Raw genomic sequence first — 16112 nt, forward strand, 5'->3', positions numbered from 1 at the left:
TCTTAAATATAAAAAAGGTTATCTGTTAAAAATTAGATCCGCCTGTATCCCACCATAGTCTTGTGCCTCCATTATCTGGGCCACCAAGTTTACTAACAGCTGCAGATACGCCATCCGGGTTTGTAGACAATTCACTATCTACAAACGGAATCCGTCTAATTTGAATATTGGTATCAATGGTGCCACCACTTTGGTTGCTCACAACCGGGAAAATTTTAGGATACCCTGTACGCCTATATTCACTCCAAGCTTCTTGTCCTTCGGGGAACATGGCAATCCATTTTTGGGTAATTATACGCTCAAGGTTTTCCTCATTAGTCCCGCCAGCATCCCAAGCAATGGTAATATTGCTCATAGCTGCAATGTTATTAGAAGCATTAACAGGGTCGACATAATCGGCTGGGGTTGATGTATTATCAGCAATATAAGCTGCAGCACCACCCACACCGTGCTGTTCGAATGATAAGGAAATACCTGTTTCATAATTTGCTTGTGCATTTCCAGATCCAGTCCAACCTCTCAAAGCGGCCTCTGCTTTTAAGAAAGCAACTTCTGCCGCAGTCATTAATTGCACTGTTGAGGTATGTACACCATCATTTATAGCAGAAAAACCAATATAATCTGCTTTTTGCGCTAGTTCATCTGCATATCCAGTTAACAAAGGAAGTCCACCTCTTATACCCTTTACCGAACCAGCAACACTTGTTGGAGCATCAAAATACTTTTCAGCCCTTCCATCGTTGTAACCCACTAAAATAGATTCCATTGATGCATTCATTCTTATATCTCCCCACGAATTATCAATAATAGAAAGAGGATGGTCTAAAGAACTGTTAACATTAAAGTTGTCCTCATTACTAGCCATCAATCCTAAGGATTGCGATAATGCTTTTTCACCTTCAGTTTTTGCTTTAGTTGGATCTACTTTTGATATTCTAATAGCTAAACGTAGGCGTAATGAGTTGGCCAATTTTACCCATTGCCTATAGTCTCCATTGTAAGATTTGTCAAAAGCAGCAAATTTCTGACTATCTATATCGGCCATTAAACTGGCTACAGCCGTATCTAAATCATTAAAAAACGCATTGTAAGCTTCTTGTTGGGAGTCATAGACACCGGCATTAGCGAGGTCCCCAAAATTGGAATACACTATTGGACCGAATACATCAGACACACGATGCATTGCTTCTACTTTTAGGATTAGAGCAACCGCATTAAGCGTAGGGAATTCTACTTCTGTTAGTTTACTTATATCGTCAACATTATTCATTACGTTAGAATACGGAACACTCCATATAAAATTGTTCCAACCACTTACCAGAGCATAAGTTGTGTTATTAGCACCTGCAACAAAAGGCCTTGGATTGGTCATATATCCAGAATACACATCGGCATTTAGGTTTTGTTGTAATTGGTACGACCAAGCGGGAGTATATTGGTAAATGCTCTCAAAAATAGGTTTATATTTTGAACCTACATGTTGAAAATCTACTTCCAACTGATCCTGGGTTATATTTCTGTCGTTTGTGTTAAATTGATCTAAATCACTACACGATGCAGTTATAAAGGCCAATATGATGGTGTATATAAATAGTTTATTTATGTTTTTCATGATATTTTTTTTAGAATGATAAATTAAGATTTAGACCTAGGCTTCTAGAAGAAGGAAGTCCTAAAGCATCCACCCCTTGTAATGCATTTCCCGTGCTTAATGAAATATTGGGGTCGTGTGGGGCATCTTTATAGAAGAAGAATAAATTGTTGGCTACAAAAGATGCTTTTATTCTAGAAAAGAACGCGTTTTCAGGTAAATTAAAGTTATATCCTAAAGCAAATTCAGCTAACCTCACATTGGTGGCACTGTAAATATACTCTCCTGTAAAACCATTTCTACCTCCAACTTTACCATAATAATCTTGAGCAGATAATGTTGATACAGATCCATCTATTTGTGCACTTACCGTTCCATTTGCTGTTTCCCTAGCGGAATTATTACTAAAACCTTCTACAATAGCTTCGGTCATACTCATGGTTTCACCACCAAATTTTCCGTCAATTAAGAAATCTAATGAGAAATTCTTGTATTCAAATGAGTTGTTCCAACCTAAAGTAAAATCTGGGTTGGCATTTCCAACTTTGGTAAGTCCATCTATAGTATTGTCATCATTAGCAATTACAGCATCACCTTCAATAATGGGCAAACCATCAGCATTTTTTCTAACAACTTGGGCATAAATGTCACCAAACGAACCGCCTTCAACAAGATAAGATCCAAATGTGTTAACTCCTTTTCCAGATAGTGTAAAGAATTCAGGTTCGATTAATCCTTCTAATACTTGACCATTGTATATCTTTTCAATTTTATTTTTATTGGATGCAAAGTTTAGTGTTGAGGTCCAAGTTAAATTTTCTTTTTGAATAGGGATGACATAAACTGAAGCTTCTATCCCTTTATTGGAAATTTCACCTGAGTTTAAATAAGCCTGAGATGCCCCTATGATTGATACAGAGGTTGAAAAGGCATAGTATTGATCTACAGTTTTTGTATTGTAATAGCCTATATCAAAACCTAAACGATTGTTATTAAATTTCCACTCAGTACCAATTTCAAACGATTTTTGTCTTTCTGGTTTTGGAGTTGACCCAGGGAAAGGTTTGATGGGGTTGGTAGGGCTTACACCTCCACCTCCAAAGATTATAGATCGTTGTGGGTTTATTTGATCTGCAACAAAAGCATTACCTACTTCGGCGTAAGAAGCTCTTAGTTTTGCAAACGAAACACTTTCCGGTAATTCAAACATTTCGCTTAAAACCCCAGTCACACCAACTGAAGGATAAAAGAACGAATTGTTATCGGCAGGTAAAGTCGATGACCAATCGTTACGAGCAGTTAAGTCTACAAATAGTTTGTCGTTAAATCCTATTGTTGCACTAGCAAATAAAGAACTGGTTCTTATTTCCAATGAGTTTTGAGTAAAGTTAACAGAAGGATTACCGTTAAAGTTTTGGAAAGCAAACACATTAGCATATTGTAAGCCACCATTAGTTCCAGAGTCACCCGTAAATGATTCAGTGATATTACGTGTTGTACTCGTACCTATAATGGCAGATAGAGAGGTAGTTTCATTAATTTGCGTATTAATGTTTGCAATTATATCTCCATATAGCTGGGTGAAGTCATTTTCAATAACTAAATAGCGTCCATTTGCGGGGGCTAATGTAGCTTCGGTAGTAGCATAAATTTTTCGTTCAAAATTAAGCTGTGACCTATCATAAGTTCCCCTGGTTTGTAGTGATAGCCAATCATTAATTTTAAAGTTTAAATTTAAAGAGGCCAATAATTTATTGTTAGTATCTTCTGAAGCATTCCTGTGCAATATCCAATATGGGTTTTGTTCAATATCTGAAGTGCCCCTAAACCACCTTTGGGCCATGATGTTTCTGCTTGCTTCAAATTCCTCAAAATTAGAGTAGTTAGATAATTTTTCGGTATCGGATTGAAACGCATAAACACCAACTAATGGGTTAAAATACAAACCTGAAATAGGTCTGTTTTTAATATTTTGGGTAGATGCCATAACACTTGCGCTAATGTTAAACTTCCCATCAAATAATTGAGCTGTTTCTCTAACGTTAAAAGTGTGTTGTTTTAAGTTATTGGTTGGTAATATACCATTGGCAAAGGTGTTACTATATGAAAAGTACGTTTGTGCATTTTCTGTTCCACCAGAAACTGATAACGAGTTTATATTTGTAATTCCAGTATCTAAAAAGTCATCGATATTACTTTGAGTCTCATCGTTAAAATCCATTGTATATGCAGCACTATCTACTGTTAAGTTAGAAGAAAAGTCTGCTTTAAAAGCACCTGAACGTCCTTTTTTTGTCGTTATTAAAATAACACCATTTAAACCGGCACTACCATATAAAGCAGAAGCCGAAGCACCTTTTAATACAGTTAATGATTCAATATCGTCAGGGTTTATTAGTGAAAGGGCATCACCGCCATCACGGTTACCCCCATTAATATCTCCAAAAGTATCTCCTGGTTGACTAGCATTGGGGTTAGATAACGGAACACCATCTACCACATAAAGAGGCTGGTTGTTTCCAATTGAAGAATTACCACGTAAGGTTACTTTAACAGACCCTCCAACGCCAGATGCACTTCGCGTGATGGAAACACCAGATACCTTACCTGATAAACTGTTAATTGGGTTAGTTTGTTTAGCCTTGTTTAGCTCATCTGCGTTAATGTCCTGAGCAGCATAGGTTAGGGACTTACGGGTTTTTTTGATGCCTAAAGCCGTTACCACAACTTCACTTAAGCTTTCGGCATCTTCCTGCATAGTAATATTGATTGTGTTGGAATCACCAACTGTAACAATCTCGGTTTTCATTCCTACATATGAAAACTCTAAAACATCACCCACACTGGCTTGTATAGTAAAGTTTCCATCAAAATCGGTTAATGCTCCAACAGTGGTGCCTTTAATAATAATGTTAACTCCAGCAAGAGGTAAACCACTAGCATCGACTACTGTTCCTTTAATTTCATTTTGAAGCACATCGTTGATTAAGGTTTCAATTTCTTTATCTAAATTTTCATTTTTAATGATATCTTCAATAATCTTAATAACTGAGGGATTATTTTTTGGAAATAATACAATTTGGTTTTTTATAAACCTGTAATCAATATCTGTTTTTTTAAACAAACTGGTAAGAACAAGTTTTAAGTCTTGATTGCTAACATTTAATGATACTTTTTTGGAGACATCAATTAAACTATTATTGTAAAAAAAGTTGAACTCGGTCAGGTTTTCAATTTCAGTAAAAACTGATTTTAGATCGGTATTATCTACATTAATAGTAACATTTTGCCCATTAGCCTCAACAGCAAATAATTTTGCCATAGAAATAAAAAGCAGGAGCGTGTAAATTTTCATAATCCGGTAGAGAAATGTTTTAGACAGGATCTTTGTGTCTGTTTTTTTCATAATTTTGTGTAGTTTTATTAGTTATTACTCACTAGAGCGATAATTTCACTTAAAAAGGGAATGTTGGCGCATTCTCTTTTTTTTTATGTGAAAAACTATCTTACTCCAGTATTATTTTATCATCTGCTATTTTAAATTTAATAGGAGATGATATAGTTAAAAGTTTAAGGACATCATTGATGCTCAAGTTGTCAAATGTACCAGTGTACTCATAGTTTAAAAGGGTTTTAGAGTTAATAATTATTTTTGTGTTATATTTTCTTTCTAAATCGGAAACAACTTCCTGAAGAGGTGTTTTATTAAAAATGAGTTTCCCCTCTCTCCAGGAAACCACTTGATCCAATGACTTTACTTCTTCAATTTCTAATTTATTGTCTTTTTTATGGAAAACCGCTTTTTGTGATGGGGCTAATATTATAGGAGTTTCCTCATCTTTAATTAACTCTACTTTACCTGAAACTAAAGTGGTTTCAATCCTTTTGTCTTTGGAGTAAGATTTAACATTGAATGAAGTTCCCAAAACACGTATTTTAATACTATTGGTATTTACAATAAAAGGTTTAGTTACATCTCTTTTTATATCAAAAAACGCTTCTCCAACAAGAGTGACTTCTCTAATACTGTCGTTAAATTCTCTAGGATAACTTAATTCACTATCAGCATTTAAAACAATTTTAGATCCATCTGGGAGATAAACTTCTTTTTTATCACCTCTTTCTGTAATGAAACTAACTTTGGATAAATCATTAAGGGTTTTGGTTATGGATTCTTTTGGAGAAGATAATGTGTCGTTAAAGATTGTATTAGGTTGAAAATTCCACAAAAAAGCAAAAGCAACAGCGATAGATGCTACTAAATATATTTTTTTGCCGAATTTTCTTTTTTTAATATTGTTTTTAAATCTTTCAAAAAAGAAATCATTACTATTATTGGGAGCATCTTTAAAAGTTGAAGCAATATACTTGGCTTTTAAGATATTATATACTTTCTGGTTTTCAGGATTTTTTCTAATCCATTCTATCACCTTTCTTTTATCGATAGAATCCAAATCGCCTTTAATGTATTTTATGATTTGTTTTTTATTCATATAAGACTTGTTATATATAAGACGTAATTATATACATACATCCACTAGTCAATTTTGATTTTTTTTAAAAAATAAAAATTATAGAATAGAAAGAAACTCTCTTAAAGCAATTTTTAATTGCTTAAGAGCCTTAGAAATGTGGTTTTCGATGGTGTTTGTTGAAATGTTCATTTCAGAAGAGATGTCTTTGTGCTTTAACCCTTCTATACGACTTTTAATAAACACATCCTTACATTTTGGGGGAAGCAAATCAATAGCATTGAGTATAGCTTCATTTAATTCTTTTTCTATGAGTAATGAAGCAGAATCATCAGATAATGCAACATAATTAATAGAAGCTTCTAGTTGGGATAAATTATTATCTAGATGAAGTTGTTGTTTTTTAGATCTTAAATAATCAAGACAAGCATTTTTGGTCATGCTAAATAAATAACCATTTAAGTTGGTTTTAATATCTTTTTTGGACCAAACTTTCATAAATACATTTTGAATAATCTCTTCAGCATCCTCTTTTATGGTAATATATTGTGAAGCAATATAAAGAAGTTTTGGCCTGTATAACCTGAATAATACTTCAAAAGCTAAAACATCGCCATTGTTAATACGAGTTATAAATTCTTTAGTGTTTAACTGCGAAATATTATTCATGTAAATTCTTCTGTAAAGACTTAAATTTTTATAAATTTGATAAATCTACAATTTTTTTATGAATTTCATAAAAAAATATACTTGCGTTTAGGTTTCCTATAATTATTAGGTTTGATTTAAGTGCTAGAAACCCATATAATTTGAGAAGTCTTAGTTTATATTATTGTCCTAATTCTAAAATGGGTTGGTACAAAATCGACTTGTTTCTGGATGGGCTACATGCTTAAAAGAAATATTGATAGAGAATGGCTAAATTAGATTTTTCAGTGTTATTTTTATTAAATTCACAAATATCTTATAGATATAGTTGTTTATATGTAAAATTATGTTGTTTATATATTTTTTTTCTGACAGTGGGTGAAAATTAATACTTTAAATTTTTTAAAAACAAAATCAATTAAATATTAACTTAAAACTAAATGTGTATGAGAAAAAACGATTAATCTTAATAATCCATTAAAGTTTAAAATGGATTAACAAATTAAACTCGAGATTAAATTAACAAATTCAAAAAAACAATTATGATTAAACAATTACTCAAACTTATTGTTTTTGTTTGTGCTTTAGGTGCTCACAGTGTTTTTGCACAAACAGGAACAATTGTCAAAGGGAAAATTACTGACACAAATGGAATACCTCTTTTAGGTGCCAATATTATTGAAAAAGGCACCTCTAATGGAACATCGTCAGATTTTGATGGAAACTACAGTATTACGCTTTCAGGAGGAAATGCAATTCTGCAAATTTCTTATGTAGGTTATGTAGCTCAAGAAATTGATGTTAATGACCAAACAACTATAAATGTAACATTGGAAGAAGATGCTAGCCAATTAGATGAAGTTGTGGTAACGGCTTTAGGGATTAAAAAGGAGGCAAAAGCTTTAGGTTATTCTGTTGCTCAGGTTGATAATGAACGTATTATGGCTAGTGGTACGCCTGTAAATGCCTTACAGTCCTTATATGGTTCTGCTTCTGGTGTAACTGTAGCTACAACGGCTACGGGACCTTCAGGGGGTATGAAAATTAATATTCGTAATGCAGTTTCTTTTGATGCTGCTTCTACTACTAGACCATTAATTGTTGTGGATGGTATTCCAATTCATGATGAGAACTCTAATATCACTTACAACGCGAGAGCAGGTAGAGATAATGGTACAGGGATTAATGATATAAACCCAGACGATATTGAATCGATTCAAATTCTTAAAGGAGCAAAGGCTTCTGTATTATATGGTAGTGAAGGAGCTAACGGGGTTATGCTTATAACAACCAAAAGCGGTTCAAAAAGTCGCGGTCTTGGCGTATCTTTCTCAGCAACGACAACAATTGAAAATGCAGCGTTTTATCCAGAACTTCAAGATATCTATGGAACGGGTAGGAGTGCTAGTTTAAGTGCTACAGATGATGAAGGGTATTTTCTTAATGAAAATTTAGAGAGATCGTTAGATCCAGCCGGGGCTGCATTTGGTCCCAAATTTGATCCTAATGTAATGCTAAACTGGTGGGATGGATCGACTAGACCGTGGGTTGCTAATAAGGAATCAGTTTATGAGCAATTATTTAGAACAGGTTCTCAACAGGTGGCAAATGTTTCGGTAAGCTCAGGTAGTGATAAAGGGTCTATCCGTTTTTCATATACTAAAACAGATTATACACCTATTAACTTAGGAGCTAGATACAAAAAAGATGCCTTTAGTGTGGCTGCGTCTTACGATTTGAATGATTTTATATCAGTAAAATATTCTGGTAACTACTATTCAACAGATAATTTAAACTCCGCTTATGCCGGATCTTTTGATGCCCAAGGGGCAAGAGCATCTTTAGGGGCGTATGCAAGAGACATTGATGTAGACTTGTTGCGAAGCTTTTTAGTTACTGATGATGGTTACAATTACTTTGCAAATCCAAACTTGAGTAATAATTATATTTCTGCAGGTAGAGCATCGGTAATTGGTACTTTATGGGATTGGACTCAGAATGAATCCATTTTTAACAGAAACCACAATCTTCAATCGCTTACAATAGATTTAAAGTTCACAGATAATTTAAGCTTGACTTTACTTGGAGGGTTGGATCATACTGTTGAACGAAACATGTACAAAGGGAAGCTTCAAGATCCATCTTTAATAGGACCTAACAGTGGTTCGGTTTTTAGGGATACAAACAGATTAATTCGTAAAAATTATGGTCAAGCTACCTTGAATTTTAATAAGGGGTTTGGAGATTTTGATGTTTCTGGATTTGTTGGAGGAGTGATAAGAAAAAACTATTTAGAGTCTAAAGGTGCTGAAAAAATTGGTGGCTTTGTAATTCCAAACTTCTTCTCGTTTTCAAACTTGCCTTCGGGAGTTCAGCCTGTTTACAATTATTCCAACGGAGAAGATATTTTATATAGTTTGTTGGGATCTGTTCAGGTTGAATGGAAAGATCAAATTTATATAGAGGCTCAAGCCCGTCAAGATTGGTCATCCATATTACCGCCTGCCAATAACCAGTTTTTCTATCCTGGATTGAGTGCTACTTGGATTGCATCAAACACTTTAGAATTACCAGAGGTCGTTAAGTTTTTAAAATTGAGAACATCATGGGCAGATGTAGGTCGTCCGGGTCCTCGTTATTTTGGTAATGTCAATCTTGGAGTATCCCAGTCAGGTGGAGGGTTCATTTTATCGCCACCAAACGATTTGCCTCCAATTGACGAGAATTTCCTTCCTAACTTAAAACCAGAACGTAAACGTGAATTTGAAGTTGGTTTAGAAGGTTACCTTTTTGATGATAGGCGTTTAGGTTTCGATTTATCGATTTATCATTCGAATACTTACGATCAAATAATGCGAGTAACCGCACCCCCAGGATTGGGTGTAAGTAGTGTTAGACTTAACGCAGGGGATGTTGCTAATACTGGATGGGAATTGGCTGTAAAGACCAAGCCTATTATAACACAAGATTTTTCATGGAATTTTGATATGACATTCTCGGGAAGTAAAACCAAAGTTAAACGCTTAGATGGTGAAATACAAGGTTTAAACTTATGGTCAACCAATGGTTTAAATGCTGTGGCAAGAGTTGGAGGAGAGTATGGTTTAATATATCAGCAAAGAGGTTGGCAACATTATATAAACCCTTCAGATGATAATGATTCAAACAATGGAGAACGTATTGTGGATAATTCTGGCACACGTTACAGTTATTCTACTAGTAGTAATCGTGTTGTTGGTAAATTATTGCCAGATGTTTTTGGGGGAGTTTTTAGCAGAATGAATTATAAGAACTTTAGTTTAGTGTTTAATATAGATTATTCATTTGGAGCGACCTTTATTAACGAAGGGGAAACTTATATGATGGCAGCTGGTGTTTTAAAAGAAAGTTTAAAATACAGAGATGCAGAAACAGGTGGTCTGGCCTATTATTTAAATGGTAATACTAAGGTAGCAGGACAAAATCCTAATGGAGCTACATACAATGATGGCGTTCTACTTAGCGGTGTAAGATCAGATGGAACACCAAATAATCAAGTTGTTGCAGCTCAAGATTATTATTATGATTCTTACTTTTCCAATGGATTTTATCCTGAAGATCGCTTGTTTAAGAGTGATTATATTGCATTGCGTAATATAGCTTTAGACTATAGATTACCCGATTTTTCTAAAACTATTGGTCTTTCAGATATAGTTGTATCTGTATTTGCAAATAATGTTGCGTATATTTACAAAGCTGCACCAAATACGGTGCCTGAAGCTTCTAATGGAACAGGATGGGCTGATAGTTCTTATGGAACAACTGCTATGCCATTACAACGTTCGTTTGGATTGTCGATAAAAGGAAAAATTTAATAAAAAAATGTAACTATGAAGAATTTATTATTAAGATCAATTCTTTCAATTTGCGTATTGTTTAGCTCTGTGAGTTGTGACGATAAGCTAGAAGAATTATTTCAAGACCCAGATGGGTTTTCTAAAGCTCAAGCAGATGCTGCTGGGGTTAGTATTATTGCAGGGTATTTTACCTCGCAACTTACTCGTGGTTTTTTTCTAAGAGGTGACTATGGTTCAGCTTATCACCAATTAAGAAGTGGTTCCCGTGTTATGGGGACAGGAGTTCAACTTTATTATACTACAGATGCTTTTGGTCTAAGTTATGTGCTTAGAGATGTTGAGAACGATTGGGGTTCCAATGCCTTTAACAGAGGTGTGTTCAACAACATTAATAGTGCTTGGATAAAGCAATATTTATGGGGGCAAAAAGAATATAATAATATACCTGAAGCCGACCGTTCAGTTAGCGATGAACTTTATATGAAACTGCTACAGCTATTAAAAGGTGTTGCTTACCAACGTGCTATTGATCTGTACGATGAAGTGCCTTACTTCCAAACCGGTAGTGCAGGAGCTTTGGATGGAGAAAAGGCTGAATGGATTGGGCAAGAAGAGATATACCCTATTATTCTTGATGAAGCAAAAGAAATTGAAGCATATCTAGCTAATGTAACTTTAGGACCAGCAGAGCAAACTTCTTTTACAAATCAAGACGTTATTTTTAACGGAGATATCATGCAGTGGAGAAAGTATATTAATTCCTTACGTTTAAGGTGGGCCATGAACGTTAGTGAAGTTCAGCCAAATATTACTTCGACTGTGCTTTCTGAATTGAATGGGAAACCAATGTTTGATCAGCCCAATGATGTTGCCGGTTTGGCAGATATAGCTATAGTAGAGCCTTATAGGTTACAAGTAGAATTAGGTATTACAAGAGCATTTAGGGAACGTGCAGATGAATGTCGTGCTCCCAAGCGCTTTTTAGAAGACGTAATGAACTGCGTGCCTACCGAGAGTAGTGTTGTAGTTAATGGAGAAACATTATATTATTTTGATGGTGATAACTCTGCTCAAGGTTTAATGGATGGGACTGTTGATCCAAGGGTAGCCTATCTGTTTTCTAAAGATGTTTTGGGAAGATATGTTGGTGCAGAAACAGGATGGGACGATGGTAGTGACCCTAACAGTTATTTCAATAAAGCTATGAGGGCTTATTATATTAATCATCCTATTATGACCGATATTAATGTAACTGAGATTACTTTTGGAGCTCAAGGTAACGAAATGACCATAAAGCTGAATGATGAGGCTACAGCCGATTTATCAAAGCGGGAAGCCTTTTTATTGAAAGCCTTTAGAAATCAATGTGGACAATATCAGGATATTGGTTGGACAATTGGTACAGATAGAAATATGATCTCAGAATATAATGTACGGCCACAGTATAATTTTGATATTAGGTATCCTACCTTGCACGCAGTAGAGTCAGAATTGTTAAAAGCGGAAGCAATTGTTAGAGGTTTTGGTGGAATTACAGGAAATGCTGCCGACCATTATAAAAACGCAATTGAATTATCATGTGCTTATTGGTATGGCATAAACGCAAACAACGCCTATAATAAGGGTACTACGCCTTCATTCCCTAGTAACATGGCTCAATCAAGAATCGATAGAGACCGTCCTGAGATGGAGTATAACCCAGGCGCCTATGCTGATTTTGCGGCCCAGCAGTTTAATGCAATGTCAGATAAAGATAAGGTGACAGCTATATTTAATCAAATGCAGTTACATTATAATATGTTCAACTTTGAGACACCTTATTCTAATGCACGTCGTTTAATCAAGTATTTAGGAGATAACCCTGGGGCGCCGTATGAAGTTTTTGTTTGGAAGGAAAGATTCCTTTACAACCCAAATATTCAAGCAACAGATCCAGAAGCATGGGCAATTATAAGTCAACATGATGACTATAATTTACCATTATGGTTTACTGGACGTCAAACAAAATGGACTAATGTACTTGAATAAAATATTAACACTTTAATTTTATAGTATGAAAAAATTTATAATATTAATATTAACCATTGTTTTATCTGTTTCTTGTAGCAAGAAAGATGATGCTACAATAATTGGGACAGCATCTGCAGATAACGGGAATGTTCTGTCTGGTATTACTGTGAAGCTTTATTCAGAAAGTACTACCCTACTTGAAGATACCCAAACAGATAGTCAAGGGAATTTTAAATTTTCTGGTTTAGAATCAGGTAATTATTATATTGGAGCAACAATTACAGTTAATGGAACAGTTTGGGATACTGGTAATAGGCCTAGGATTGTTTACGTTGGTGATGAAATTGTTGAAGAGGTCGCCTTAACATTAACTCAAAAGTAGTGTAGCGATAAACTTATTAACAGTTAAATTGTAAGCTAAGGTGCAGATGATGTATAATTATCGCACCTTAGTTTTTTTAATATCATTTGTTTCTATTTTTGTAAAAAAAGGATTTGTTTTATTAAAATAATTGGTGTTTTATATGAGTGTATCTATTGTTAAAATTTTTTCACCCTTAAAAGAAGGAGTAGGGAGTACAATTCCAATTAAATATCATATTATTTTTTGGATTAGTTACTTTACATTTAATGTAGTAAGATGGGGTAGTTTTTTTAATGATTTTCAATATTCATTGAAAACCAATCTAATAGAATTTACCATTCATATTATTGTTATATATTTTAATATATACTATTTAATACCTAATTTATTCTTACAGAAAAAGTATTTAAAATATATAAGTTCTATCTTTATTATTTTAATATTGGTTTACATTGTAAGAACGGCCTTTATATATGTATTAACTGGGGTTGTTTCTCCTGAACTAGGTAGGCCAGTTTCGTTTTTAGACTTAAATCATTTTATTGTGGTTGCTTTAGGGCAGCTTTATGTGATGACCTTTGTTACCGCAATTAAAGTCTTGGTCGATTGGAGTATTGAAAAGAAACGTAATGAAGACCTCTCACAACTGCAATTAAGTACGGAATTAAAGTTTTTGAGAACACAGGTTCAGCCTCATTTTTTCTTCAATACCCTAAATAATTTATATGCACTTGCCTTAAAAAAGTCTGATAGTATGCCTCGGCTTCTTTTAAAACTATCTGATATGATGGAATATGTGCTATATGAAGTACAAGATTCTAAAGCAAATTTGCTGCAAGAAATCAATCATATTAATAATTACATTGATATTGAAAATTTAAGGTTTAAGAATAGGGTAGAAACAGAAATGCATATTACAGGAGACATAGAAGATGTTAAAGTGCCTCCTTTATTATTTATAACTTTTGTTGAAAACTGTTTTAAGCACGGCTTAAGAAACAACGATAAGATTAAAATAGAAATTAATTTTGAAGTTGTTAATGGAAAATTTTTAGAGTTTAGTATTTCTAATAATTATAACCCAGAAGCCATGAATGAGGAAAAAAAAGGGATAGGAATTTCTAATTCGTTAAGAAGGTTGAAGATTTTGTTTTCCAAAAACTTTGTTTTAAGAACGAATACAGATAATGGTATTTACAGTTTATTTTTAAGGATTCCTGTGACTTGAAAACTAAAGTGCATGCATTTAAATGTAAATGCATATTATAATGTTATGAGTATAAATAGTTTTTTCATTGATAATCAAATAAAAATTTTATATAGATGAAAATTACATGTGCTATTATTGATGATGAACCATTGGCTATTCAAGTTATTGAAAGTCATTTAAAGGAGTTCAACAATATAGAAATCACTAATACATTCAATGACCCTTTAAAAGCATTTGAAGTACTCCAAATGAATAAACCTGATGTTATTTTCTTGGATATTAATATGCCTCGAATGACGGGTTTTACTTTTTTGCAAAGTTTAAACTATAAGCCATTAATTGTTGTTACTACTGCATATAGGGAATATGCTGTGGAAAGTTTTGAGCTTGATGTAACCGATTACTTAGTTAAGCCCATACCATTTAATCGATTTTTGAAAACAATTAATAAAATATATCAACTCAAGCAATTAACAAGCAATAGCGAGTCTAATTTGCAACAGGAATCACATATTTTTTTAAAGGTAAATAAAAAGCTGATAAAAGTATATTTATCAGATATTCTCTTTATTGAAAGTTTAAAGGATTATATAAAAGTGATTACAAATTTAGGAGACTATGTTGTGCACAAATCTTTAACCGCTATAACAGATGAGCTGCCTTCTTCAAATTTTATAAGGGTTCATCGATCTTTCACGGTTTCTATGAGTCAGGTAAAGGCGCTTGACGGTAATACCATAGAAATCGCTGATAAAAAAATACCTATTGGAAGAATGTACTTAAAGGAAGCTAAAGAACGCATTTTTAAAATAAATGAAACAAATGATTAACGGCATGGTATAACAGCTTAAAGAATATGAATTAAAACTCAATTGATGGCAAAAAGAATTGAATCTGTTGATATTTTAAGAGGGGTTGCTATAGCGGCAATGATTCTTGTAAACACACCGGGTAATTGGAGTCATGTTTATGCACCTTTGCTTCATGCTGAATGGCACGGACTTACACCAACAGATTTAATATTTCCCTTTTTTTTATTTATTGTTGGTATTTCCATACACTATGCATATAAAAATAAAGCTAAAGGTATGCCAACATATAAGAAAATAATTATTAGAAGCCTTAAGCTTATTGGTTTGGGATTATTTTTGAATTTATTTTTGCCATACTTTCCTTTTGTCAAAGATTTTGAAACGCTTCGGTTTTTTGGTGTGTTGCAACGTATTGGAATAGTATTTTTAATATCGGCTATTTTATATCTCAATTGCAACTGGAAAGCCTTAATGGGAATTGGGATTACTATTTTATTGGGTTATTGGTTGTTGTTTGGATTTTTACCTTTGCCTAACGGAGAGTTGCCAACTTTTGATCGAGCACCTAATAATTGGGCAAATTATTTAGACTTAAAAGTACTGGGTACACATATGTGGCAACCAGATTATGATCCTGAAGGGATTTTAAGCACACTTCCTGCAATTGTTACTTGTGTTTTAGGAATATTAGTTGGTAAAATTTTAAGTATGTTTAAAAGCGCTAAAATATTGCTTTTAATGTCTGTTGTATTACTGGTTTTAGGTTATTTGCTTAGTTTATGGTTTCCTGTAAATAAATCGATTTGGAGTAGCAGTTTTGTTTTGGTAACAAGTGGTTGGGGAACATTAATCCTTAGTGTAATTTATTATGTAACTGATGAAAGGGGTATCAAATTTGGAAGTATATTTAAATATGTTGGCATGAATGCGATTATTATATATTTTCTGTCCAGTTTTATTTCTAAAACATTTTATTTGACAAAAATTGGAGACGAGAATATTCATTCTTTGATTTATAACAATGTTTTTGTTCATGATTTTATTAATGATAAATTATCATCTTTATTTTATGCTTTATGTGTCGTGATATTTTATTTGTTTTTAGCTTATGTACTGTATCGAAAGAAGATAATTATTAAAGTATGATACAAAAAAAGCGGAGTATTTAC

The 16112-nt window shown here is 33.5% G+C and carries 10 protein-coding genes; 6 read left to right on the forward strand and 4 right to left on the reverse strand.

What is annotated here, in order from left to right; genetic code table 11:
* Positions 1 to 25 precede the first annotated feature (25 nt).
* The 4 genes from MR053_RS03945 to MR053_RS03960 form a co-directional block, all read right to left on the reverse strand.
* Entirely contained in the window at positions 26 to 1612 is a 1587-nt protein-coding gene (locus MR053_RS03945; protein ID WP_242131151.1) for a RagB/SusD family nutrient uptake outer membrane protein, read from the reverse strand.
* Between the two features lie 10 nt (positions 1613 to 1622).
* Positions 1623 to 4913, reverse strand: coding sequence for a SusC/RagA family TonB-linked outer membrane protein (locus tag MR053_RS03950; RefSeq protein ID WP_242131152.1), 3291 nt, complete (start codon positions 4911 to 4913; stop codon positions 1623 to 1625).
* A 184-nt stretch (positions 4914 to 5097) separates the two neighbouring features.
* Entirely contained in the window at positions 5098 to 6084 is a 987-nt protein-coding gene (locus tag MR053_RS03955) for a FecR family protein (protein WP_242131153.1), read from the reverse strand.
* A 78-nt stretch (positions 6085 to 6162) separates the two neighbouring features.
* The gene (locus tag MR053_RS03960) at positions 6163 to 6732 is read right to left on the reverse strand and encodes an RNA polymerase sigma-70 factor (protein WP_242131154.1); all 570 of its coding nucleotides are present in this window, start codon (positions 6730 to 6732) and stop codon (positions 6163 to 6165) included.
* Between the two features lie 521 nt (positions 6733 to 7253).
* On the opposite strand from MR053_RS03960, the gene MR053_RS03965 reads away from it, so the two are divergent.
* The 6 genes from MR053_RS03965 to MR053_RS03990 all read left to right on the forward strand — a co-directional run bounded on the left by MR053_RS03965 (position 7254) and on the right by MR053_RS03990 (position 16089).
* On the forward strand, positions 7254 to 10565 hold the full coding sequence (locus MR053_RS03965; protein ID WP_242131155.1) for a SusC/RagA family TonB-linked outer membrane protein: 3312 nt from the start codon (positions 7254 to 7256) through the stop codon (positions 10563 to 10565).
* Positions 10566 to 10580: 15 nt separating this feature from the next.
* A complete protein-coding gene (locus MR053_RS03970) occupies positions 10581 to 12575 on the forward strand; it encodes a SusD/RagB family nutrient-binding outer membrane lipoprotein (RefSeq protein ID WP_242131156.1) in 1995 nt (664 codons plus the stop codon).
* 25 nt (positions 12576 to 12600) lie between these two features.
* On the forward strand, positions 12601 to 12939 hold the full coding sequence (locus MR053_RS03975) for a carboxypeptidase regulatory-like domain-containing protein (RefSeq protein WP_223549820.1): 339 nt from the start codon (positions 12601 to 12603) through the stop codon (positions 12937 to 12939).
* A 142-nt stretch (positions 12940 to 13081) separates the two neighbouring features.
* On the forward strand, positions 13082 to 14149 hold the full coding sequence (locus tag MR053_RS03980; RefSeq protein WP_242131157.1) for a sensor histidine kinase: 1068 nt from the start codon (positions 13082 to 13084) through the stop codon (positions 14147 to 14149).
* 95 nt (positions 14150 to 14244) lie between these two features.
* Positions 14245 to 14961: a LytR/AlgR family response regulator transcription factor gene (locus MR053_RS03985; RefSeq protein WP_242131158.1), complete on the forward strand. Its 717-nt coding sequence runs from the start codon at positions 14245 to 14247 to the stop codon at positions 14959 to 14961.
* Positions 14962 to 15006: 45 nt separating this feature from the next.
* A complete protein-coding gene (locus tag MR053_RS03990; RefSeq protein WP_242131159.1) occupies positions 15007 to 16089 on the forward strand; it encodes an acyltransferase family protein in 1083 nt (360 codons plus the stop codon).
* Positions 16090 to 16112: the final 23 nt, after the last annotated feature.

Source organism: Aestuariivivens marinum (genome assembly GCF_022662175.1).
In the GTDB taxonomy this organism is placed as follows: domain Bacteria; phylum Bacteroidota; class Bacteroidia; order Flavobacteriales; family Flavobacteriaceae; genus Aestuariivivens; species Aestuariivivens marinum.